This is a genomic window from Spirosoma aureum, assembly GCF_011604685.1.
Lineage (GTDB): Bacteria > Bacteroidota > Bacteroidia > Cytophagales > Spirosomataceae > Spirosoma > Spirosoma aureum.
Genome location: NZ_CP050063.1, coordinates 4,156,861 through 4,178,692, shown reverse-complemented (window position 1 = coordinate 4,178,692; position 21,832 = coordinate 4,156,861). Strand labels below are relative to the sequence as shown.

At 47.9% G+C, this 21,832-nt stretch carries 21 protein-coding genes; 11 read left to right on the top strand and 10 right to left on the bottom strand.

What is annotated here, in order from left to right:
• Positions 1–10 precede the first annotated feature (10 nt).
• From G8759_RS16505 to G8759_RS16490, 4 genes are all read right to left on the bottom strand, one after another.
• Positions 11–1,792 (bottom strand): ABC transporter substrate-binding protein, encoded by a 1,782-nt coding sequence (locus G8759_RS16505; RefSeq protein ID WP_167209816.1) that lies wholly within the window; start codon positions 1,790–1,792, stop codon positions 11–13.
• A gap of 131 nt (positions 1,793–1,923) precedes the next feature.
• Positions 1,924–3,792: a membrane protein insertase YidC gene (gene yidC / locus G8759_RS16500; RefSeq protein ID WP_167209814.1), complete on the bottom strand. Its 1,869-nt coding sequence runs from the start codon at positions 3,790–3,792 to the stop codon at positions 1,924–1,926.
• A gap of 119 nt (positions 3,793–3,911) precedes the next feature.
• Positions 3,912–5,588, bottom strand: a complete 1,677-nt coding sequence (locus G8759_RS16495) for a CTP synthase (protein ID WP_167209812.1) — start codon at positions 5,586–5,588, stop codon at positions 3,912–3,914.
• 468 nt (positions 5,589–6,056) lie between these two features.
• On the bottom strand, positions 6,057–7,004 hold the full coding sequence (locus G8759_RS16490; protein WP_167209810.1) for a pyridoxal-phosphate dependent enzyme: 948 nt from the start codon (positions 7,002–7,004) through the stop codon (positions 6,057–6,059).
• 171 nt (positions 7,005–7,175) lie between these two features.
• On the opposite strand from G8759_RS16490, the gene G8759_RS16485 reads away from it, so the two are divergent.
• The 7 genes from G8759_RS16485 to G8759_RS16455 all read left to right on the top strand — a co-directional run bounded on the left by G8759_RS16485 (position 7,176) and on the right by G8759_RS16455 (position 14,621).
• Positions 7,176–8,102 (top strand): sugar phosphate isomerase/epimerase family protein, encoded by a 927-nt coding sequence (locus G8759_RS16485; RefSeq protein WP_167209808.1) that lies wholly within the window; start codon positions 7,176–7,178, stop codon positions 8,100–8,102.
• A 71-nt stretch (positions 8,103–8,173) separates the two neighbouring features.
• Positions 8,174–9,313 (top strand): amidohydrolase, encoded by a 1,140-nt coding sequence (locus tag G8759_RS16480; protein ID WP_167209806.1) that lies wholly within the window; start codon positions 8,174–8,176, stop codon positions 9,311–9,313.
• A 54-nt stretch (positions 9,314–9,367) separates the two neighbouring features.
• Complete coding sequence (locus G8759_RS16475) at positions 9,368–10,969, top strand: aldehyde dehydrogenase (NADP(+)) (RefSeq protein WP_167209804.1); 1,602 nt, start codon at positions 9,368–9,370, stop codon at positions 10,967–10,969.
• A 143-nt stretch (positions 10,970–11,112) separates the two neighbouring features.
• Positions 11,113–11,616 (top strand): hypothetical protein, encoded by a 504-nt coding sequence (locus G8759_RS16470; RefSeq protein ID WP_167209802.1) that lies wholly within the window; start codon positions 11,113–11,115, stop codon positions 11,614–11,616.
• A 92-nt stretch (positions 11,617–11,708) separates the two neighbouring features.
• Positions 11,709–12,407 carry a hypothetical protein gene (locus G8759_RS16465; RefSeq protein WP_167209800.1) on the top strand — a complete coding sequence of 233 codons (699 nt, stop codon included), beginning with the start codon at positions 11,709–11,711 and terminating at the stop codon, positions 12,405–12,407.
• Entirely contained in the window at positions 12,394–14,028 is a 1,635-nt protein-coding gene (locus G8759_RS16460) for a S8 family serine peptidase (RefSeq protein ID WP_167209798.1), read from the top strand. Before G8759_RS16465 ends, G8759_RS16460 begins: the two co-directional genes overlap by 14 nt.
• An 80-nt stretch (positions 14,029–14,108) precedes the next feature.
• Positions 14,109–14,621, top strand: a complete 513-nt coding sequence (locus G8759_RS16455; RefSeq protein ID WP_167219027.1) for an O-acetyl-ADP-ribose deacetylase — start codon at positions 14,109–14,111, stop codon at positions 14,619–14,621.
• A 39-nt stretch (positions 14,622–14,660) separates the two neighbouring features.
• Here G8759_RS16455 and G8759_RS16450 read toward each other — a convergent pair whose 3' ends face one another.
• The 3 genes from G8759_RS16450 to G8759_RS16440 all read right to left on the bottom strand — a co-directional run bounded on the left by G8759_RS16450 (position 14,661) and on the right by G8759_RS16440 (position 16,354).
• Complete coding sequence (locus G8759_RS16450) at positions 14,661–15,056, bottom strand: hypothetical protein (RefSeq protein ID WP_167209796.1); 396 nt, start codon at positions 15,054–15,056, stop codon at positions 14,661–14,663.
• Between the two features lie 303 nt (positions 15,057–15,359).
• Positions 15,360–15,743 carry a hypothetical protein gene (locus G8759_RS16445; protein ID WP_167209794.1) on the bottom strand — a complete coding sequence of 128 codons (384 nt, stop codon included), beginning with the start codon at positions 15,741–15,743 and terminating at the stop codon, positions 15,360–15,362.
• A gap of 71 nt (positions 15,744–15,814) precedes the next feature.
• Positions 15,815–16,354: an NUDIX hydrolase gene (locus tag G8759_RS16440; RefSeq protein WP_167209792.1), complete on the bottom strand. Its 540-nt coding sequence runs from the start codon at positions 16,352–16,354 to the stop codon at positions 15,815–15,817.
• Positions 16,355–16,420: 66 nt separating this feature from the next.
• On the opposite strand from G8759_RS16440, the gene G8759_RS16435 reads away from it, so the two are divergent.
• Positions 16,421–17,323, top strand: coding sequence for a DUF2911 domain-containing protein (locus G8759_RS16435; RefSeq protein ID WP_167209790.1), 903 nt, complete (start codon positions 16,421–16,423; stop codon positions 17,321–17,323).
• A gap of 49 nt (positions 17,324–17,372) precedes the next feature.
• Here the strand turns inward: G8759_RS16435 and G8759_RS16430 are convergent, their stop codons facing one another.
• Together G8759_RS16430 and G8759_RS36185 are read right to left on the bottom strand one after the other, a co-directional pair.
• Complete coding sequence (locus tag G8759_RS16430; protein WP_167209788.1) at positions 17,373–19,064, bottom strand: sodium:solute symporter; 1,692 nt, start codon at positions 19,062–19,064, stop codon at positions 17,373–17,375.
• Positions 19,061–19,186 (bottom strand): hypothetical protein, encoded by a 126-nt coding sequence (locus G8759_RS36185; protein ID WP_262889760.1) that lies wholly within the window; start codon positions 19,184–19,186, stop codon positions 19,061–19,063. Before G8759_RS36185 ends, G8759_RS16430 begins: the two co-directional genes overlap by 4 nt.
• A 111-nt stretch (positions 19,187–19,297) precedes the next feature.
• On the opposite strand from G8759_RS36185, the gene G8759_RS16425 reads away from it, so the two are divergent.
• The 3 genes from G8759_RS16425 to G8759_RS16415 all read left to right on the top strand — a co-directional run bounded on the left by G8759_RS16425 (position 19,298) and on the right by G8759_RS16415 (position 20,939).
• Complete coding sequence (locus G8759_RS16425) at positions 19,298–20,086, top strand: glucose 1-dehydrogenase (RefSeq protein ID WP_167209786.1); 789 nt, start codon at positions 19,298–19,300, stop codon at positions 20,084–20,086.
• Positions 20,087–20,126: 40 nt separating this feature from the next.
• The gene (locus G8759_RS16420; RefSeq protein WP_167209784.1) at positions 20,127–20,642 is read left to right on the top strand and encodes a DinB family protein; all 516 of its coding nucleotides are present in this window, start codon (positions 20,127–20,129) and stop codon (positions 20,640–20,642) included.
• A gap of 108 nt (positions 20,643–20,750) precedes the next feature.
• Positions 20,751–20,939 (top strand): hypothetical protein, encoded by a 189-nt coding sequence (locus G8759_RS16415; RefSeq protein ID WP_167209782.1) that lies wholly within the window; start codon positions 20,751–20,753, stop codon positions 20,937–20,939.
• Positions 20,940–21,006: 67 nt separating this feature from the next.
• Here the strand turns inward: G8759_RS16415 and G8759_RS16410 are convergent, their stop codons facing one another.
• Complete coding sequence (locus G8759_RS16410) at positions 21,007–21,735, bottom strand: SDR family NAD(P)-dependent oxidoreductase (protein WP_167209780.1); 729 nt, start codon at positions 21,733–21,735, stop codon at positions 21,007–21,009.
• Positions 21,736–21,832 lie beyond the last annotated feature (97 nt).

The following is a 21,832-nucleotide window of genomic DNA, read 5'->3' as shown; positions in this document are numbered from 1 at the left end:
GTTCATTTAGCTACTCTTTCACTTTTATAAAACGCCCATCGGCATATTTCACGATAGGAACGATCTGGTTTTCATTGGCTTGAGTGTAATCAAATCCAGACAGTAAATAGTCGTCGGTATCAGAACGCAGGGTGTTTCGATTGCGAAGCTGCGGTCCGTTTTTCGCCAGCTGACGACCAAAGAACAACATCATGTCATAACCCTCACTGGCAAACACAGATGGAATGGTGTTCCGTTTTGCCAGGTATTCCTCCTGAAATTCGGTAACCGGCTCACGTGCAGAGTCGATAAAATCAGGATAAAGCAGGTATAAATCCCGGCGGGTAAATGTGGAGGCAGAGGTTTTATAGAAATCAAAAGCCGAAGCCGTGGCAATCAGTGGTCCACTTACTTTACGGCGGCTTAAGGCATCGATAAGGCGGGCACCATCCTCTTCATTGTTACTGGCTAAAAATACATGACCCAATGAAACAGGGGTAACGGTGCTCAGGGAACGCGACGGCGTTGCTGTACCCGTAAGTTGCATGGCCTCGGCCATTGTCTGTGCTGAGCCGCTTAATTTCCGAAAATCAACAATTTGATAATTCTGCCGTTTCATTTCATTTTGGTAGGCAAGTGCCAGCAATGAATCCCGTCGTGAGGAACCGAAATAAATAGCGGCCCGACGCAAACCATTTAGCGTTCGTACCTGATCGGCAACCTTAAGTGCCTGCTGATTCAGTGAAGGCTGCGCCAAAAAAGACATAGGCTGATTAGCCACCAGCTCGCTGCTCGTTGCAATCGGGTTTAGCAACAATATATTATTCTGATTGGCATAAGCCGATACAATGCGGTTTGGCTCCACATAGAGAGGCCCAATGATCATGTCAGTTTGCGCAAACGCCGGGCTATTGACCAGTTCAAGCGCTTTGTTGGCATCGTTGTCCAGATCATAGGCGAACAGATTCACGGTAATGCCTTCATCCTGCAACCTGGCTTTTGCCATCCTGATCCCGTCATAGAGATCGTATACATATTGATTCGAACGCTGACGTTTATCGGGATTGAATTCATCGACCCGAAATGGGAACATGACCGCTACATTGTAGTACCCTTTCGAGCGGGTGTTTCGGGCGGGTGTTACTGCCGACGTTGAGTTGGTAGTCGTCGTTGCCACTGGTGTCGTACTAGTCGATCGGGAAACCACTGTTCCGGGAACACCAAAGCGGTTTGTCAATCGATCCGACAACTCCAGATCATCTTTATCCGTAGCCGTTCGCTGTATAAAATCAATTAATGTCAGGCCAACGACCCGATCGTCCGGAAACTCCTTATTCAACTGTTTCAGGCGATTCAGATCAGTAATCCGGGCAATAAACGCCTGTTCGAGTTTGGACACATCATTACGCAAAGCGGGGCTCTTAATTTCCTGGATGGCTTCCAATGCATCTTCAAACTGCCCTGTTTCCATACAAATTGCGGCAAACAGATAGTTGGCGTCGTCTAATTTATGCCAATTCGGATACCGGGTCATCAACTGCTTGATCATCAACCGGGCCTGGTTGAAATTCTTTTGCCGGAATGCCGCAACAGCATAGTAGTAATGTGCATAAGGCGCTAATGGATCCTCCCGCAGAATAATTGCATTCAGGTCCGTTTTAGCTCGCTCATAGTTGCCGGTCTGTACTAACTGAACAGCAGCTTTATAGCGTTTCAACGCATCGGGAGAAACCTGAGCCAAAGCTACCTGTTTGTTCAGAAGCCAAAGCAGACTAACTGCCGCCAATATAAGCCAACTTAACCTACCATTCATGTTGTTTATCAGGGTTAATGCACAAAAGCAACGCGTGGGCGTTGCTTTTGTTGGGTATTCAGTATACACTTTTCAATTAGCTCGTTAATGGGCAGCGTGCTCAATGCCAAAAACTGCGAATAGCGTAAACCTTATTTCTTCTGTTTTGCTTTCCGTTGTGCTTCTTCAGCCTGTTTGCGGGCCTCTTCGGCTGATGCAAGTTGCTTTTGCAGAAGGGCCTGGAAGCCGCCTGGTTTTTTGCCCTGCCCAGCTGCATTTTTCCGGCGGTTCTCGTCCAGCACTGCTTTAATTTTATCCTCATCCACAAACCGGCGAATGAGTTGTTGCTGTGTAATCGTAACTACGTTCGACACAAAATAATAGAACGTCAGACCGGCCGGATACGAGTTCAGCACAAACATAAACATCAACGGGAAGATATAACTCAACGCTTTCATGTTTACCGGGCCCGGCTGGGTTGGCGTCGTCTGGTTGTTGTAATAGGCGTAGGCGATCGACGAAGCTGTCATCAGCACGGTAAACAGACTGAGGTGGCCACCAATAAATGGAATTGTCGGGAAGGTAATGAACGCATCGTAAGTCGACAGGTCACTGGCCCAAAGAAAGGGTTTCTGGCGCAGCTCGATCAGGTTCGGGAAGAGCATGAACAGAGCGAATAAAATCGGCATCGTGGCCAGTACTGGAATACAGCCATTCAGTGGACTTACTCCCACTTCCTGATACAATTTCATCTGCTCCGACTGTTGCTTGGCCATATCGTCGCCAACGCGCTCCTTGATCTCGTTGATTTCCGGACCCAGAACCCGCATTTTTGCCATACTGACATACGACTTGTAAGTCAGTGGAGTCAACACCAGCTTCACAAACACGACCAGCGCAATAATCAGCAGGCCATAATTCGAGATAAATTTCTCCAGTAAGTTAAAGACCGGAACAAAGAAGTATTTGTTGATTGGCTTCAGAATCGAATAACCCAGATAGACGTTCTGATCGAACTCAGGAGCTACATTGCCTAACAGCTGAAAATCGTTAGGGCCATAGTAAAACTTGTACTGCCCTTTCCCAGCCTTCACATCGGCCATTGGCAGCATGACATTAGCCACTGCCGTTTTTACAACACTGCTATCGGCCGGGTCGACCAGGGCTTTGAAATCAGCTTTAGGCATCGGGCTGTTCTTGGCCACAAAACCCGCCAGAAAGTACTTGTGTTTGATAGTAAACCACTGAACGGGTTCTTCCACTGTAACTTCCTGATTACTTTCTCCCTCTGTCAGCTTCTCGAAATTTTCATCAGCGGTGAGGTAATCGATCGTAGCCGCACGACGGTTGTTCGACAAATCGTTTTCGTACTGACGCATCTTGTCCTCCCAAAAGAACCGGATATTATCGTTCGTAACCGTATTGGCCAGACCATTCAGTTTCAGATCATAATCCAGTACATACCCTTCAGCCGGCACGGTATAGACCTGCTCTACCGATTGCCCAGGTGCTACTTCAGCCCGAAAGACGATTTGTTGCGGTTGTCCGCTAACAGTACCACTTTGCGCTGTCGTCTGGAAATAAAGCTTATGAACATCTACTTTACCCCGATTTGTTGGTAGTTCCAGGAGCGTTTTGCTGCTCTCATCGTCGACCAGAACCAGCGGCTTCTGTTCGTACGTCTTGTAATTTTTAAGGATAACCTCTTTGACCCGTCCGCCCTGCGTAGTGAAGGTTACTTTAATGTCTTTATTTTCAACGACAATATCGCGGGTTTCGCCAGTGGCTACTGTGGCAAAGTCGCCAAATTGAGCCTTGGCAGCGGCCGAATCGAGGGTTTGTTCTGCCGGGCCACGTTCGGCTTTGTTGTTAGTAGTAGCGACGCCCGATCCAGTGGTTGGTTTTGTTGTCTGCGTTTTTTGGGCAGCCTGCTTCTCGGGCGCGGGTTTCGGTACCAGAAGCTGATAACCGACCAGCATCGCCAGAATCAGGACAATGCCAATAATTTGATTACGATCCATTTTCTAAGTTTTCAGTTTTCAGTCTTCAGTTTTTAGTTAAAAAGTCAGGAAAGCCAGACTGAAAACTGAAAACTAAAGACTGAAAACTATTTTCGGCAAAATTACGCCAATCTGCCGGGTTAATCAACCACCTCAGCGGTTTCTACAGGAGCGGGCGTCAGGCGTTTCTGCTGGTTGTATGTCAGGGCGGCCTTTACAAACTGGACAAACAGCGGATGTGGATTCATGACCGTGCTTTTTAGCTCCGGATGGAATTGTACGCCCACAAACCAGGGATGACTATTTAGTTCAACAATTTCGACCAATCCAGTATCAGGGTTGATGCCTGTTGGCCGAAGCCCCGCCTTCTCGAATCGATCCAGGTAGTCGTTGTTGAACTCATAGCGATGGCGGTGACGTTCGCTGATCTGCGTTTTTCCATAAATCTGGTGAGCCAGCGAATCGCGCTTCAGTTTGCAGGTATACGCACCCAAACGCATCGTCCCCCCTTTGTCGGTGATGGTTTTCTGCTCTTCCATCATGCTGATAACCGGGTGTTTCGTATGCGGTTCCATTTCGGTCGAATGCGCATCTTCGATACCCATTACATTACGGGCATACTCAATGACAGCCATCTGCATTCCCAGGCAAATACCAAGGAATGGAATATTATTCTCCCGAACAAACCGTACGGCGTTGATTTTACCGTCGATACCCCGCTCACCAAAACCAGGGGCAACCAGTACGCCGTCTAAATGGCGCAGTGTCTCAGCACAATGATGTTCATCGACCAGCGTCTCTGACTGAATCCACTCCAGTTGAACCTTACACTCATTCGACGCCCCGGCATGAATAAACGATTCGGCAATTGATTTGTAGGCATCATGCAATTCTACATATTTCCCAACCAGACCAATCTTAATGATATCCCCCGGATTTTTAAGCCGACCCAGAAAAGCCTTCCAGGCATCCAGATCAGCGTCTTTGTCGTTATATAGATCAAGCATATACAACGCACGCTGATCAAGCCGTTCCTTTTGCATCAGCAGCGGCACATCGTAGATCGTTTCGGCATCAATAGCTTCAATGACTGAGCTAACCTGCACATTACAGAATTGCGCAATTTTCCGGCGAATATCCTGGGGAAGTGGGTGTTCGGTACGGCAGGCAATGATGTCGGGCTGAACCCCGTTTTCGAGCAGCATCCGGACGGAGTGCTGAGTTGGCTTGGTTTTCAGTTCGCCTGCCGATTGCAGATAAGGCACCAGCGTCAGGTGAATAACGAGTGTATCTTTTTCGCCCAGTTCGAACTTCAACTGCCGGACAGCTTCCACAAACGGCAACGATTCGATGTCGCCCACACAACCCCCAATTTCAGTTATTACGATGTCGTACTCACCGGTTTCGCCCAATAATTTAATGTTGCGCTTGATTTCGTCGGTGATGTGCGGCACCACCTGAACCGTTTTCCCCAGGAAATCACCCCGCCGTTCACGGGTGATCACGTTGTTGTAGATCCGCCCGGTGGTGATGTTATTTGCCTGCGATGTTGGGCGGTTTAGAAACCGCTCGTAGTGCCCGAGGTCAAGGTCTGTTTCAGCCCCGTCATCGGTTACGTAGCATTCGCCGTGTTCGTATGGATTCAGCGTGCCGGGGTCGATATTGATGTAAGGATCGAATTTCTGGATCGTTACCGTAAGCCCCCGTGATTGAAGAAGTTTGGCCAGTGAAGAGGCAATGATGCCTTTGCCAAGTGATGAAGTTACCCCGCCCGTAACAAAAATATATTTCGCGGATTTTGGTCCCGTAGCCGCCATGATTGAAACCTGTTTAGGTCGTTACGGGATGTAAAGGTACGAGAAAAAAGGTGGAATGGCAGAAAAGAAATCAGGAAAAAGTTAACTACTTGTGGCAGGTCGGTAGCATAGGCACTGATTCTGCGTTGGTTAGCCTGAATTTTATTTACTGGCCCTAAACATAGCCACTCCACCGGACAGGGAGCCTTTCCAACAGCCAGGTAATTTGGCTATAGTACCTTAAAACAATAGACCATACCTCCGTTTTTTTCCGCTCTCTTACTTTTTATTTGCCACAGCGCCGAAAACCAGATCAACAGCTGGCCAAACCAAACCGGTACAGTTGTGTGTGGACTCGTCGTAAACTAGAAATGGTAACAACACTTTTCTGACTAGTTGGCCGAACAGAATTTACGTTGATTGACGCTATACTTTTCGCCAAATCAGAACGGCTGTCAATCAAAACCACTAATGACAGTTCCATACTTCTTAAAAAGGCAGCTTACCCAAATCGACATTTCCACCGGTTAAAATGATGCCAATTTTTTGACCAGCGAACTGATCCTTGTGTTTAAGCACGGCTGCAAGTGGTACCGCACACGACGGTTCAATTACAATTTTCATTCGTTCCCACACCAGGCGCATAGCCGCAATAATCTCGGCATCAGATACCGTCAGGATTTTGGTGACATGATCACGAATAATCTCCAGCGTTCGCTCACTAAGCGTCGTCATCAATCCATCAGCAATGGTGTTAATATAGGGCGCTTTTTCGACGCGGCCAGACTGGAACGATAGCACGGCATCGGCTGCTCCCTCAGGTTCACCGGCAATAACGCGGGTTGTCGGCGACATAAAATGAGTAGCCAGCGACGTACCACTGAGTAACCCTCCCCCGCCAACCGGAGCCAGAATGGTGTCAAATGTTTTTTCTAAGCCAAAATCCTCAAGTAGCTCTTTAGTCGCCGTGGCCTGTCCTGCTATTACGCGGTCGTCGTCGAAGGGGTGTACCAGTACGGCTCCGGTTCGCTCCATAACCTCACGAACCCCGGCTTCGCGGGCATCGAGCGTAGGTTCGCACTCGATAATTTCAGCACCATACCCCCTAACAGCCTCTTTTTTGACCTGTGGGGCCGTGCGTGGCATCACGATATAAGCCGGTAGGCCCACCTGCCGGGCGGCAAACGCAACTGCTTGAGCATGATTGCCGGATGAGTGCGTTGTAATGGCCGCACCTTCTTTATTTTCAGCTACCTGTAAGACGGCGTTCAACCCACCCCGCGCTTTAAAGGCACCTATTTTCTGAAAATTTTCACACTTAAAAAACAGCTCGGCTCCAGCCCGGTCGTTTATCGTATGGTTCGTTAAAACAGCAGTACGATGAATATAGGGCCGGATTCGGTCGTGAGCTTCACGAATGGTATCGAAAGAAATCATTGGTTAATACAGTAGTCGAATGTTGCAAATTACAAAGAAAACAACCCTTGTGAAGGTAGCTATGCGGATAAGTCTACTTTTCCTCTATTCTGTGCCGCCATCTCGCTTGGTTTTTTGGCGGGGATAGCTGTCTTTTGTTCACGAAAACTCATTTACCAAACCCGTTCCGTTATGAACACGAATCGTCGTTCGTTCTTAAAGCAGGCTGCCAGATCACTGGCGGCTTTGACTATTACGCCCGCTGCCTTTGCCGAAATCAACAGAAAAAAGATGTTTTTTGACATCTCGCTGGCCGAGTGGTCACTCCATAAAGCCCTGTTCGCTAAAAAGATCACGAACCTGGATTTTCCGGGAATTGCCCGCAAGGAGTTTGACATTAGCATTGTTGAGTATGTAAACCAGTTTTTTAAGGATAAAGCACAGGATAAAACTTACCTGAACGACCTGCTGACCCGCTGCAAAGACAATGGTATTTCCAATCACCTCATCATGATTGACGGTGAAGGAAACCTGGGAGCTACCGATGCGGCTGAACGGACCAAAGCGGTCGAAAATCATCACCGATGGGTGGAGTGTGCCAAGTATCTGGGCTGTAAAACCATTCGGGTCAATGCAGCGGGAAATGGCACTGCCGAGGAGGTTTCCAAAGCGGCTGTCGAAGGGCTTGGCAAACTGGGTGAGTTTGCCAAAACAATGAACATCAATGTCATTGTCGAAAATCACGGGGGTTATTCTTCGAATGGCAAATGGCTCTCGGGCGTGATGAAGCAGGTGAACATGAAAAATGTAGGAACACTGCCTGATTTTGGCAATTTCTGTCTCAAACGGGGCGAAAATCATACCTGCTCGGAAGAATACGATCGCTATCAGGGTACGCAGGAACTACTCCCATTCGCTAAAGGTGTTTCGGCAAAAACCTATACATTCGATGATAACGGCAACTGCGTAGAAACCGATTACAACCGGATCATGAAAATCGTAAAAGATAGCGGTTTTAAAGGCATCGCCGGTATTGAGTATGAAGGCGACAAAGTGGACGAATACGAAGGAATTCGTAAAACGAAAGCCCTTCTGGAGCGCGTTGGCGCAATGGTTTAGCCCTAGAATCTGTTCCTGTAGCTCTGGCATTTCTGTCGGAGCTACATTCATTTTCCGATCTTCCATTGCCTATGCCAGTTGATAACCCCGATATTTTTGTTGATTTCAGACGGGAGCTTCATCGTTTTCCCGAAATCTCCTGCCAGGAGTTTGGCACACAGGAACGAATTGCGGCTTTTGTCAGCCGGTTTACCCCTGTTAACCTAACGAAAGTAGGGAACACTGGCCTGCTTCTTCAATACGGAGAAGAACAGAATGGCCCGGTAACCCTGATCAGAGCCGATATTGACGCCTTGCCAATTCGGGAGGTTAACGATTTCAGTTATAAATCGCAGTATGAAGGTGTTTCGCATAAATGCGGTCACGACGGTCATACGGCCATTTTAGCCCGTCTGGCTTCTCATTTAGCGGATAAATCCATACAGAAAGGCCGGGTATATCTTCTCTTTCAACCTGCCGAAGAGAACGGGAAAGGGGCCGAAGCCGTATTGAATGATCCCAATTTCGCAGGTATTCGTCCTGACCGAGTTTATGCTTTGCACAATTTACCGGGTTACCAGCAAGGGGTAATTGTCTGTAAACCGGGCGATTTTACACCGGCCGTCAAAAGCCTGATCGTGACATTTAAGGGGAAAGTCTCTCATTCGGCCGAACCCGAAAAAGGGATAAATCCTGCCTATCTAATGGCATATTTTACGCTGACAAGCAAAGAGCTGGAAAACATTGACCCAAACTCTGATGACTTCGCTCTCTTAACGCCCATTTACGCGACACTTGGCGAAAAATCCTACGGCATCTCGGCTGGATACGGGGAAGTTCATTTAACGCTCAGAACCCGGAACAATGAGCGAATGGAGGCTTTAACCAATCAGTTATTAACTACTTTATCGAACCTTTGCGAAGGCACTGGCATTACTATTGAAACGGCCTATACGGAAGCGTTTTTTGCCAATCAAAACCATCCTGATGCCTTTGAGCAGGTAAAAAACAGCGCCCTTAAACTGGGCTACGCATTTATCGAAAAACAGGAGCCGTTCAAATGGGGTGAAGATTTTGGCCTGTTTACCCAGAAATATAAGGGAGCGATGTTTGGCATCGGTGCGGGCGAAAACACACCCGCTTTACACAATGACGATTATGATTTCAATGACAACCTGATTGAACCAGCCGCACGATTATTTTTAGCGATTATCGAAAGCCATCACTCGTGATTACGAACCAAGTCTAGCGCTTAGAAGCTACTTTTGACCAACTTACTCCGAACAATGTCAACATTTCAATATCATCCTACGGCTAATTTTATTGGCCATGAAGCCGTTGCCGGTGAAGGCGACTTATTCAAAGCCTTTGCTCCCTCCACTCACGAGCAGTTAGCCGATGAATTCACGAACGTTTCCAGCGAACAGGCCAATCATGCCGTTGAGAAAGCAGCCTCGGCATTTGCTGTTTATAGACAACTCCATCCAAACAAACGTGCCGATTTTCTGGAGGCAATAGCCACAGAACTAGAAGCACTGGGCGAAATACTGATTGAGCGTGCCGTCCTGGAAAGCGGTTTACCAACGGGTCGGTTAACGGGCGAGCGGGGTCGAACTACCGGTCAGCTCCGGATGTTTGCCAAACTCATTCGCGAAGGCTCCTGGGTGGATGCCCGCATTAACCCGGCCCTCCCCGACCGCCAGCCACTTCCCCGCCCCGATTTACGCCGAATGCTAATTCCGCTGGGGCCAGTTGTGGTCTTTGGAGCCAGCAATTTTCCTCTGGCGTTTTCGGTAGCAGGTGGCGATACAGCTTCAGCACTAGCTTCGGGTTGTCCGGTTATTTTCAAAGCCCATCCGTCGCACCCCGGAACCTCTTCGCTGGTTGGTCAGGCCATTACCACGGCTGCTGAGAAATCGGGAATGCCCGACGGTGTTTTTTCGCTCCTGCATGCCGATAATGAAGTTGCTCAACAGTTAGTAGCCCATCCGGCAGTTAAAGCGGTTGGCTTTACCGGCTCTCGGGGAGGAGGTCTGGCGTTGCAGCGAATAGCGCAGGAGCGGGCTGAACCAATACCCGTTTATGCGGAAATGAGTGCCGTCAATCCAGTTGTCGTTTTGCCCGGAGCTATTCAGGAAAATGCAGTGAAAGTCGCCGAAGGGCTGGCCGCATCGGTAACGCTTGGGGTTGGTCAGTTCTGCACGAATCCCGGCCTGGTATTCCTGCTCGATTCTCCCCAGTCAGCCGTTTTTCTGGATACAGTCGCCGAAAAAATACGGTCATCGGCACCCGCAACGATGTTGAATTCGGGTATCTGTCACAATTATCAGAAAGGGGTACAACACAACCGAATCATACCCGGAGTGCATGTTCTGGCTGAATCAGAAACGGCTTCAGAAGATAGCCGTACCGAAGGTCGACCTGCAGTGTTATCGACAACGGCACCGATTTTTCTGTGCAGCCCAACATTGAGCGACGAAATTTTTGGGCCTACTTCGCTTATTGTCACTTGCCAAACCGAAGCGGAACTGGCCGAATGCCTGCAAACGCTCGAAGGTCAGCTAACGGCAACACTTTATGCTACGGCCGATGAGCTTGCCCAATCGGCAGTCGACTGGATTTCTCTGTTACAGGCCAAAGCCGGACGGGTGCTTTTTGGTGGCTTTCCGACGGGGGTAGAAGTTAGCGAGGCCATGACCCACGGCGGCCCCTTCCCGGCAACGACCGATGGTGGTCGCAGCACATCGGTTGGAACAGCCGCGATTTTACGGTTCGTACGCCCGTTCACGTACCAAAGCTTTCCAGATGCGTTGTTACCACTGGCCTTACAGAACGCTAATCCACTCGGCATCTGGCGAAATATAGACGGCGAATTCACAAAGTCATAAATTAGCGGAAAGGGTGAAATAATGGATAATGAACGATGAATATCTGGATCTCAATTTTCAGGTAGTCCCACTGATTTGATTAACGGTTATAGGTTGTTCGTTATCCATAATTTCTTGTACATTGTCCCATTACGTTACTCACCATGACACTCCGAGACGTTTTTGAGGCCATTTCGGGCCAACCAACGTTCCTTTTTTTGCTTCTGATGGCGGTGCCCGCTATCACTTTTCTGGTCAATGTTTGGTCGGGCGAAACAGCGGAAGAAATCTGGAAATGGCGCTACGTCTATGCCGTACTGGTATATCTAGCCTGTATTCCGGGAATTTTCGCGCTAACGCTCAACATTTATTTATTTTTGTTTGAACGCCAAAGCATTTGGGAGATGCATCTGGCCATTCAGGCATTGCCGATTCTGACAATGGGGATTACCCTCCTACTCATTCGGCGTAAAATTCCTTTCAATTACATTCCGGCATTTGGCAAGCTCTCCAGTATCCTGACGCTCATTGCTGCCGTTATGGGCATTCTGTGGGTCATCGATCGCACCCGTATTTATGCCGTTACGTATGTTCCGTTTACCTATGTGGTACTTGGTTTCATCGCCCTGCTTCTTATCATCCGTTTTGCCTGGAGCCGCATCTTCTGAGTCGTGCTGACTTGCAACTGCTCTTTTTGCTGGCCTCTTGTCCACTTCGTATCTACGTATTACCTTCGAAGATCTATTTCTTTGTTGACTTTATGCACCTACGTAGTTACAGCAGCATTCTTGCGATTGCCTTTCTTTTTCTGATCAATGGTTGCCAGTCGTCTAAACTAGAACCTGTTTCGGCGGGTTACGATTACTTTCCGCTTGAAACGGGTCAGTTTACCATTTACGACATAACTGAACAAAACTATTCACTGAATGCAGCCCCTGTTCAGCGGACATACCAGCTCAAAGAAGTTGTTGGCGACTCCTATTTAGACGTAACGGGAAATAAGGCCTTTCGACTCATACGCTATCGTCGATCAACCGCCAATAAGCCCTGGCAGGCCGATTCGGTCTGGTCGGCCCGATTAGTCAATAATGAAGCCATCCGTACTGAAAATGGTCTGGATTTTGTTAAATTACTATTTCCAGTCAGCGACCAGTTGACATGGGATGGAAATCGCCTTAATTCGGCTGAAAATGATGATTATCAGTTACGCAATAGCAGGCAACCATATCGCGTTTCCGATAAACAGTATGATGAAACCGTAACGGTAATTGCTCAAAACGATTCAACGCTTGTATCGCAGGATAAACGGCTAGACGTTTATGCGCGACAGGTGGGCTTGATTTATAAAGAACGCACCCAACTACAATTCTGCTCATCGAGTCCTGGCTGTATAGGGAAATATCAGATTGACTATGGAATCCGACAAATTTACCGCATCCAACAGTATGGCAAAGAATAGAGCAAGCATGTTGCTGCTGCTGATTATCATAGTCCAGTTCAACAGCTTTGGCCAGACAACAAGGAAATACCTGGTTCTGTTGCGCGATAAGGCCAACTCGCCTTACAGCGTTAATAAGCCAGACCAGTTTCTGTCGCAACGGTCCATCCTTCGCAGGCAAAAACAGAATATTTCGATTCTGGAACGCGATCTGCCGGTCAATCCGACTTACATAACCCAACTTCAGCAAACTGGTGCTAAAATCTGGTTTCCCTCGCGCTGGCTCAATGCCGTTCTCGTCGAAGCAAACGATGCAACAATTGCCACTATTCAGAAATTATCGTTTGTGAAAGGGCTGGAATTTGGCCGTTCACTGACCAATGCCCGCGTTGGGGCCGAAACATCGGTGAGCACAACAAATCAATTCTCCAAATTTGGCGAAGTTCAGCCGTTGAATTATGGTAGTTCACAGGCCCAGATCGAGCAGCTTGGTGCCGACAAGATGCACCAGCAGGGCTATCATGGCGAAGGTATGCTGATTGGTGTATTGGACGCTGGTTTTCAGAATGCGAACCGATTGGCTTTTCTAAAACCTTTGTTCGATGAAAAGCGGGTGCTGGCGACCTACGATTTTGTCAGAAAAGAAACCAGCGTGTATGAAGACGATTCGCATGGTCTTTCCTGTCTGTCTGCCATTGCTGCTACTGCCGATGGCCAACTTTACGGAACGGCCTATAAAGCGTCCTTTATCTTATTACGCACCGAAGATGCTAATTCCGAAAGCCGCATTGAAGAGGCTAACTGGCTGTTCGGCGCAGAGTATGCCGATAGTGCCGGAGTCGATGTAATTAGTTCATCATTAGGATACAGTGAGTTCGACGATGTATCGACCAGCTATACCTATCAGAATATGGATGGCAAAACGGCACTCTCTACCCGTGCGGCTGAAATTGCCGCGGCAACAGGAATGGTTGTTGTGGTGGCAGCTGGTAATGAAGGGGGTAACTCCTGGCATTATCTGACAGCGCCTTCGGATGCGGTTTCGGTTCTGGCCATTGGCGCGGTCACTCAAACCGGGCAGCGGGCATCCTTTAGCTCGTTTGGTCCGTCTGCCGACGGTCGTGTAAAGCCGGATTTAGCCGCCCGAGGTCAGGGCACCATCGTCGGTTATCCCAGCGGGACTGTTGCATCGGGCAACGGCACTTCGTTTGCGACACCACTCATAGCTGGTTTAGCAGCCTCCTTCTGGCAGTCGCATCCACGCCTGACTGCGTCACAGGTAACCGCAAGCTTGCGTCGTTCTGGCAGCCAATACACAACTCCTGACGATATGCTGGGGTATGGTATTCCGAATTTCGAACGAGCCTCGACAATCGCTGAGGTATATGGTCAATTACTGGTTTACCCAAATCCGTTTAGTGAAGTTGAACCATTAGCTGTTCAATGGGGTGAAATTGAGGCCAATGTGCCGCTCAATGCTACGCTTATTGACCTGACAGGTCGTATCATCTGGCAAAATAGCTTTACCACAAGTGGTCTAGCCGCTTTTGTTCTGCCAAACTTAAACTTATCGGCTGGGTTATATTTCATGACCCTCGTTTCGGGCGATAAGAAACGAACAATGAAGGTCATAAAACAGTAGATCGTTTTGCGGTATATGGTTTTGCCATCGGAGCCGATACGATGACTGTACGTCCAAAACCGTATACCATAAATCAGACAATGGCAACAATCCGGATTATTCAGGGCGACATCACCAAACAGGCAGTTGATGCAATTGTGAACGCAGCCAACGAAAGTTTACTGGGAGGTGGAGGGGTTGATGGCGCCATTCATCGCGCGGCTGGCCCGGAGTTACTGGCCGAATGTCGCACTCTTCATGGCTGCAAAACGGGCGACGCCAAGATGACCAAAGGCTATCGATTGCTAGCCAGCTACGTTATTCATACGGTTGGGCCAGTCTGGCGGGGAGGCACACACGGCGAACCCGACCTACTGGCAAGCTGCTATCGTCGTTCACTCGAAATTGCGACAGAAAACGGCCTGGTTAGTATTGCTTTCCCTAATATCAGCACCGGAATCTTTGGCTACCCTAAAGATGACGCAGCCGATATAGCTATAACATCGGTTCGCCAGTTTCTGAAACAGCCAACGAATCTCCAGAACATTGTTTTTGTCTGCTTTGATGAAGACAATTTTTCACTATATAACAAGCGTCTGTCTGCTACCAACTAAAAGAAGCGTGGGCTGCTACCTGCCCACGCTTCTTTTAGTTTAGTCATTCCCGATAACAGAGGTACTATCGGTCTTGCGTTTACGTTGCCTAACAAGTCCTTCCGAATTAGCTGGCTCACCTACGCGCTGAATTTTATAATTACGCTCAGCCAGAGTCACCGAAGGCGTATGATCAACAGTAATTCCTCCCACTGGCTCTGCGTTTGGTAACCCCTTTTTATAATCAGCTAATCGAACGTCACCCGGTGCCGGTTGTTGAACTGCAACGCCCGTTTTTTCTTCCCAACGACGGGCTGTAGCTGCTTTATTCGGGTGCTTATAATTGTGGGTAGAATACGTCGGATCGTTGCGTAGCTTTCGATCATTTTGCGCGTGTGTTTGTCCGGCTAAAGCCAGCAAACCCAAACCCGTTAATAATATGAATTCAATTTTCATAGCTCTTTCTGTGGTTTTGTTGTACAGCAAAACTATTCCTTTTCCAATACTATCAAAACAATAAAAATCACTACTATATTTATAGTTTTTGATATTTATTGTCCTGATTCTTTAAATTTTGCTTTATTCCATACACTTTTCATGCATTTTTAACAAAAACCATTAATAATTTTCCATTTTGTCAATTATACTTATCCCGAGCCAATTGGTAATTTTTTCGTATAAATTCTACTTATAATTCAATAGAAATCCTCAAGACCAATATGTAAGGGTAGCCTTGAGGATATAACCTGATTTAAAAAGTTAAGCGACTTTGGCAGTCGATCGGCGTATTGCATTCCCTACTCTATGTGCGGTCGCTTGTGAATGCACCGAATGCTGGGTCTTATAATTCCAGTCCCCTGTGTTTCCTTCTGACTTGTAGTCGACGGTTATGCTTCCGCTGGCATAATTGGCGTGTATCTGTGGTTTATAGTCCGCCAGTATTCGGTCAGTACTCGAAGCTGCTGGCACATTTGCACCGATCGTAGCTTCTACCCGCTGAGCCTCTATCGCTTTATTGGCCTGCTTATAATTGCGCGTAGAATAAGTCAGATCGTTATATAGCTCAGCCCGGTTTTGCGAAAAAGCTGGCGATACCCAAAGCAGCCCAAAAACTCCCCAAAGTGTTATTCCTACAGTTTTCATAGCTATTCTCATTTTTAGTCATCGAAGTGCCATTTACAACCATAAGAACAAGCAGCAATGAGTATCCATTATTAATTATCGGTTAATTTTCTTACCATTCTAAGCACTGATTCTGAATCAGTTAACCCCTTCACTTCAGTTACCGTGAGCCATTGAACGGCATTGATCTCATCGGTTAGCACGAATGGTTCTGTAGGGTCGGCTTCGAGCAAAAATCGGATGTCATAATGAAGATGTTCCGGCACATCGCCACGAGCCGGAATAACGTGAACATCAACATCGAATACGTCGGGATTAACAAATTGTAATGTTTTTAGCCCGGTCTCTTCTTCTGCCTCTCGAAATGCAACACCTGCGATATCAGGATTTCCATCGGCATGGCCACCCGGCTGAAACCAGCGATCAAGCTTTTTATGATGAATCAAAACGGTTTTCTGACGATCAGGGCTAACAATCCAGGCTGATCCGGTTACGTGCCCGATAAGGAGTGAGCGCTCAAAACAGGCAGGATTTGCTTCAACAAATGCAATGGTCTCCTGAGTCATAGCTTGCTCGGCAGGGTCGGTAGGCTTATGCTGTCGTAGTAACGTAAGTAGGGGATAACGGTGCATTAGTTGGTTTTTGTGCGTAAAAAGCTGCAATTTGGACCCGATTTTTGAAATACTCTATAGACTATCATGCGCAAACTTTCAGTTACAGCCGCTACACTTTGCTTAGTAGCACAATTAGCCACCGCCCAGATTAAATTGCCATCACCCAGCCCAGGAGCTACGATAAGCCAAACCATTGGTACTACCGACATTACCATCAACTATTCGCGCCCAAGCCTGAAAGGTCGCTCACCCTTTACGGATGCCTACGTACCAACGGGTAAAGTCTGGAGAACAGGCGCTAACGGGGCAACTGCGTTCACAACGTCGACGGATGTAATGATTAATGGAAAAACCCTGCCCGCCGGAACCTATGCGATCATGTCCATTCCCGAAAAAAGTGACTGGACATTAATTTTTAACAGTAACAAAGCGGTTACCGAGCAAACTTACAAACCTGAGGAAGACGTATTACGTGTTCAGCTCAAACCAACGGCGAGTAGTGAGAAAATTGAAACCTTTACCATTGGTTTCAGCGATCTGACCGACAGCACTGCCAAACTGAATATCCTGTGGGCCGATGTGAAAGCAAGCGCCGAACTGAGAGTTGATGTCAATACCAATTCAGCCGCAAATGTCGATAAGGCAGTCGCCGAAAAACCCGATGATGCAGGTGTGTTGCAGGCTGCCGCCAGCTACAATCTTTCGAAAGGCCGTAACCTGGATCAGGCATTAAGTTGGATCGACAAGTCAATAACGCTGAAAGAAACGTACCGTAATCTGTACGTTAAGTCTCAAATTCTGGCCAAGATGGGCAAATACACCGATGCGCTGCCCCTGGCTCAGAAAGCCCTGTCGTTAGGACAGTCGTCAAATGATGCAGCCTTCTCATTCTTTAAAGATGGCATTGAGAAAAGCATTACAGAGTATACTGGCAAACTGCCTGCTATGCCAGCAGTAAAAGGTGTTAAAGGAAAGAAAAAGGCGTAAGTAACATAAACCAAAACGGCCCGTTCACCGGGCCGTTTTGGTTTATCGATCAGGATCGTTGGAATCGTTGGAATCGTTGCAATGTCCACGCAAAAATTACTACCAGCAGGCATCCGATTACATTTAGCCACAGGAACGCCGTAAGGTTCAGATACCAGCTAAGGGCAACAAATAACTCGGCAACTATGGCGGCCCAAAAAGTAGCCCGACCACCGACCGATTTTACGTAGAATGCCACAACGAATACGCCCAGAATAACGCCGTAAAACAAGGAACCCAGGATATTAACGGCTTCGATCATACTGCCGAGCCGGTTGGCAAACTGCGCCACGATAATACAAAATACGCCCCATCCAATTGTTGCCCAACGCGAAACGTTCAGATAGTGCGCATCATCACCTTCGCTCCTGATCAATCGTTTATACACATCGACAACGGTAGTCGATGCCAGAGAGCTATACGCTGCCGCAATTGATCCCATCGATGCACTAAAGATGACGGCAATGAGCAGACCTATTAGTCCATGCGGCAGATAATCCAGCACAAATCGTAAAAACACATAGTTGCCATCGTTCGTATCGGCCGCCGGATTATTCTTCTCGATCAGTTTAATAACGTCGGCTTTAACGGTTTTTAACGCCTGGTCGGTTTCGTGAAGGCTGGCAACCGCAGCATCCTGAGCATCCTCGTTTTTGGTTTGCACCGCAACCTGCATGTCGGCAACGATACGCTGACGCTGCGCAGTCAGGTTTTGATGCTTTATTTCCGCAATCTGATAATCGCGGGCATACGGGCTTTCTTTAAGCCGATCGGTTTCCTGCTTATTGAAGAATGTGGGCGATGGATTGTATTGATAAAAAACGAAAACCAGAACGCCCACCAACAGAATCAGAAATTGCATCGGCACTTTCAGCAGTCCGTTCATGAGCAAACCAAGACGGCTCTGACTAATCGTCTCACCGGTCAGGTAGCGTCCCACCTGCGATTGGTCGGTGCCAAAGTAGGACAATTGCAAAAAGAATCCGCCAATCAGCCCGGACCATAGATTGTAACGACTATCGGGATCAAACTTCAAATCGATTAAATTCATACGCCCGGCCTTACCCGCTACGTGCAGCGCATCGACGAAACCTACCCCATCGGGCAGTAGCTTAACGGTCAGATAACCAGCCAGCGCCATGGCAAAGGTGACTATAGCCATTTGCTGAAGGTGTGTATAAGAAATTGCTTTTGTCCCTCCAGAAACGGTGTAAATCAGGACAATACCGCCCATGATCAGATTTGTCCAGTAAATATTCCAGCCCAGAATGGTTGAGAGGATAATTGCTGGTGCGTAAATCGAAAGGCCGGTCGAAAGCCCCCGCTGGAGTAAAAATAAACCCGCCGTTAGCGTACGGACGCGGGTATCAAAGCGGTTCTCCAGAAATTCGTACGCGGTAAAAACTTTTAGTTTGTGAAAAATGGGAACGAACGTTATCGACAAAACGACCATTGCCAGCGGAAGGCCAAAATAAAACTGCACGAATCGCATGCCATCGCTGAACCCCTGTCCTGGTGCCGACAGAAAGGTAATGGCACTAGCCTGCGTAGCCATCACCGATAGTCCGACATGATACCAGGGCAGGGACTGACCGGCCAGCAAATAATCGTCCATGCTCTGGCTATTTCGGCTCCGAACTACCCCATACACAATGACCCCCAACAACGTCAGAATTAAAACACTCCAATCCAGCGTACTCATGAAAGCCAGCGCATTAAAACGTAAAACAATACGATTTCAACGGCCAGGCTGCCAATAACGATCGTGTAAAGCTGGGTCCAGGAACGAGCAAATGGAGGAAGACCAGACGGTTTTTCAGACATAAAAGGTGGGTTGATGAATGATAACGGCGAAATTAGTGTAAATCTGTCTTTCGCTTTTGAAATACCTGATGAATGGCATAGTTTGCAAACATATCTGACAACAAAGCCCACATGGAACCCCAAGCTGCTGTAACTATTGAAAAATCCCTCTTCGATCTCACAGGCAAAGTAGCCGTCATTACCGGAGCCAGCAAAGGCATCGGTGAGGATATTGCTCGGTTGTATGCCCGCTTCGGTGCCAAAGTCGTTGTGAGTAGCCGAAAACAGGCTGTTTTGGATGAGTTAGCCAACGATATAAAGGCACAGGGTGGCGAAGCTACTGGTATTGCGGCTCACGTTGGCGATATGGATCAACTCAAACAACTGGTTGACAATACGATAGCGACTTATGGTGGCATTGATATACTGGTCAATAATGCTGCGTCTAACCCAGTTTTTGGCCCCGCACTGGAATGCGATGGTTTAGCGTTCGATAAAATCATGCAAGCCAATGTAAAAGCTCCATTTGAATTAAGTAAACTATGTTATGCGAGTATGAAAGCGCGTGGGGGTGGCAGCATCATCATGATGAGTAGTATCGCCGGTCACACGCCCGATCCTGGATTAGGTATTTACAGTGTCAGCAAAGCCTCCCTAAATATGCTAACTAAGGTTCTGGCTAAGGAATGGGGGCCTGATGGTATTCGGGTTAATGCCATTTGCCCCGGTTTGATCAAAACTAAATTTAGCCAGGCTCTCTGGCAGAATGAGCAAATTCTGGACCACTTTACGAAGCGAATTCCCATAGCCCGCATGGGTACAACCGACGAGATCAGCCCACTGGCACTATTTCTGGCTTCTGATGCTTCTTCTTACAGCACCGGAAGCCTGTTTTATGCCGACGGCGGAACGGTGATCTAACGTGGCTCTACACAAGCCATAAACGACAAACTCATTACTTATGATACCCTCTCCAGATCCCCGCGAAGTCTGGCTGCGCGGCCCCCTGCCTGCTATTCCTTCCCTCCTGCAACCCGTAGCACATGCATTATTGCAAGCCCGTGAGGAAGTGGATGCCCTCATGCGCGACTTTCCAGACGCGCTGCTATGGGAACGTCCTGCCAATATTGCTTCGGTCGGTTTTCACTTACAGCACCTGACTGGCGTATTGGACCGACTCTTCACCTACGCACGCGGTGAATCGCTTTCATCTGCCCAACTGACTGCTCTTTCGCTGGAAGGGAAATCGGTCGGGCAGTCGCCTACTGTTTCTGAATTGGTTAACAGCTTCAATGAGCAGGTTGATGTAGCACTTGCTCAGTTGCGCAGGACCGATGAACAAACGTTAACGAAAATCCGTGGCGTTGGCCGGGCACAGATTCCATCAACAGTAATGGGGCTGTTTGTGCATGCAGCCGAACACACCATGCGGCATATTGGCCAGTTATCTGTAACGGCCCGAATTTTGTCCATTTAATAATCTTTTAAGTCCTACTTCATTGGCTTTTAATAATAACCATCGACCTTTCGGCCGAGAAGCTCGCTCCTATGGCAGGCTGGTCACATTAAACCTGATCTCAATACTATGAAAAAGTCAATTCTGGTAGCTGCCTGTGTAGTAGCTGCTCTCTGCGGAAATGTTGCCATTGCAACTACACCATCACAAGACAAACCCGTTAGCAAAACCACAACAACGGTGAAGAAAACGACGCCTGTCAAGGCAACGACCACATCCAAAACGGTGCACAAAAAACACGTCAAGAAGTCAGAATAATCGCTTCATGAATCAGAAAAGGGATGCCTCTGCATCCCTTTTCTGATTCATGCCAATTGGCATTAGCTTATAATATTGTCAATCGGCCACCGTCGGCAACGAGCGTCGTTCCGTTGATAAACCGTGCTTCATCAGAAGCCAGGTAACAGATGGCTGATGCAATGTCGGCGGGTTTTCCAATCACTCCTTCAATTTTCTCCTTCCCACTCTTTACATTCGGATTATCCCACAGCATGGGCGTATCGACCGCTCCGGGTGCAACACAATTAATACGCACTTTGGCAATGTCATATTCCAGCGAAACTCCGCGTGTGAAAGCTTCCATCCCTCCCTTACTAGCAGCATATGGAATTACATTGGCCGTTGTCTGGTGCGCATGAACCGAGCTAACATTAACGATGGCACCGCCGTTCATGTGGGGAATACAGTGCTTACAGAATAAAAAAACGGCCCGTAGATTAACCGCTAACACCTGATCCCAGTCTTCAACCGATAAATCGACAATGGGGGTGAAGGTCATCATGGCTGCATCATTGACAAGAATATCAACTTTACCCCAAGCCAAGACTGCCTGATTTACAGCAGCTTCAATAGCCTTTGCATCGGCCAGATCAACCTCGGCAAACTGTGCATCGCCACCTTTATTCCTGATAAAATTGACAACTTCCTGCCCCCGATCCCCATCACGTCCGACAATCAAGACCTTACCACCTTCTTCCCCCATTCGTTCGGCCGTGGCCCGGCCAATGCCCGATGTAGCACCGGTAACAATGCACACTTTATCCGTAAATCGCATAAATCAGGTTGTTTCCCTTTTTTAACTGTCGCCAGAACTTAACTGTTCCTTAAATCGATATTGATAGCAAAAAAGCGCAGGCCAATTGACCTGCGCT

What these genes read in the sequence shown, in the direction of transcription:
- G8759_RS16415 (WP_167209782.1), top strand. Translation starts at nt 20,751, where the DNA reads ATGAAAAAGTCAATTCTGGTAGCTGCCTGTGTAGTAGCTGCTCTCTGC.
- G8759_RS16445 (WP_167209794.1), bottom strand. Translation starts at nt 15,743, where the DNA reads ATGAAAACTGTAGGAATAACACTTTGGGGAGTTTTTGGGCTGCTTTGG.
- G8759_RS16480 (WP_167209806.1), top strand. Translation starts at nt 8,174, where the DNA reads ATGCCAGTTGATAACCCCGATATTTTTGTTGATTTCAGACGGGAGCTT.
- G8759_RS16455 (WP_167219027.1), top strand. Translation starts at nt 14,109, where the DNA reads ATGGCAACAATCCGGATTATTCAGGGCGACATCACCAAACAGGCAGTT.
- G8759_RS16505 (WP_167209816.1), bottom strand. Translation starts at nt 1,792, where the DNA reads ATGAATGGTAGGTTAAGTTGGCTTATATTGGCGGCAGTTAGTCTGCTT.
- G8759_RS36185 (WP_262889760.1), bottom strand. Translation starts at nt 19,186, where the DNA reads ATGTCTGAAAAACCGTCTGGTCTTCCTCCATTTGCTCGTTCCTGGACC.
- G8759_RS16470 (WP_167209802.1), top strand. Translation starts at nt 11,113, where the DNA reads ATGACACTCCGAGACGTTTTTGAGGCCATTTCGGGCCAACCAACGTTC.
- G8759_RS16485 (WP_167209808.1), top strand. Translation starts at nt 7,176, where the DNA reads ATGAACACGAATCGTCGTTCGTTCTTAAAGCAGGCTGCCAGATCACTG.
- G8759_RS16465 (WP_167209800.1), top strand. Translation starts at nt 11,709, where the DNA reads ATGCACCTACGTAGTTACAGCAGCATTCTTGCGATTGCCTTTCTTTTT.
- G8759_RS16490 (WP_167209810.1), bottom strand. Translation starts at nt 7,004, where the DNA reads ATGATTTCTTTCGATACCATTCGTGAAGCTCACGACCGAATCCGGCCC.
- G8759_RS16430 (WP_167209788.1), bottom strand. Translation starts at nt 19,064, where the DNA reads ATGAGTACGCTGGATTGGAGTGTTTTAATTCTGACGTTGTTGGGGGTC.
- G8759_RS16410 (WP_167209780.1), bottom strand. Translation starts at nt 21,735, where the DNA reads ATGCGATTTACGGATAAAGTGTGCATTGTTACCGGTGCTACATCGGGC.
- G8759_RS16420 (WP_167209784.1), top strand. Translation starts at nt 20,127, where the DNA reads ATGATACCCTCTCCAGATCCCCGCGAAGTCTGGCTGCGCGGCCCCCTG.
- G8759_RS16495 (WP_167209812.1), bottom strand. Translation starts at nt 5,588, where the DNA reads ATGGCGGCTACGGGACCAAAATCCGCGAAATATATTTTTGTTACGGGC.
- G8759_RS16450 (WP_167209796.1), bottom strand. Translation starts at nt 15,056, where the DNA reads ATGAAAATTGAATTCATATTATTAACGGGTTTGGGTTTGCTGGCTTTA.
- G8759_RS16425 (WP_167209786.1), top strand. Translation starts at nt 19,298, where the DNA reads ATGGAACCCCAAGCTGCTGTAACTATTGAAAAATCCCTCTTCGATCTC.
- G8759_RS16440 (WP_167209792.1), bottom strand. Translation starts at nt 16,354, where the DNA reads ATGCACCGTTATCCCCTACTTACGTTACTACGACAGCATAAGCCTACC.
- G8759_RS16435 (WP_167209790.1), top strand. Translation starts at nt 16,421, where the DNA reads ATGCGCAAACTTTCAGTTACAGCCGCTACACTTTGCTTAGTAGCACAA.
- G8759_RS16475 (WP_167209804.1), top strand. Translation starts at nt 9,368, where the DNA reads ATGTCAACATTTCAATATCATCCTACGGCTAATTTTATTGGCCATGAA.
- G8759_RS16460 (WP_167209798.1), top strand. Translation starts at nt 12,394, where the DNA reads ATGGCAAAGAATAGAGCAAGCATGTTGCTGCTGCTGATTATCATAGTC.
- yidC (WP_167209814.1), bottom strand. Translation starts at nt 3,792, where the DNA reads ATGGATCGTAATCAAATTATTGGCATTGTCCTGATTCTGGCGATGCTG.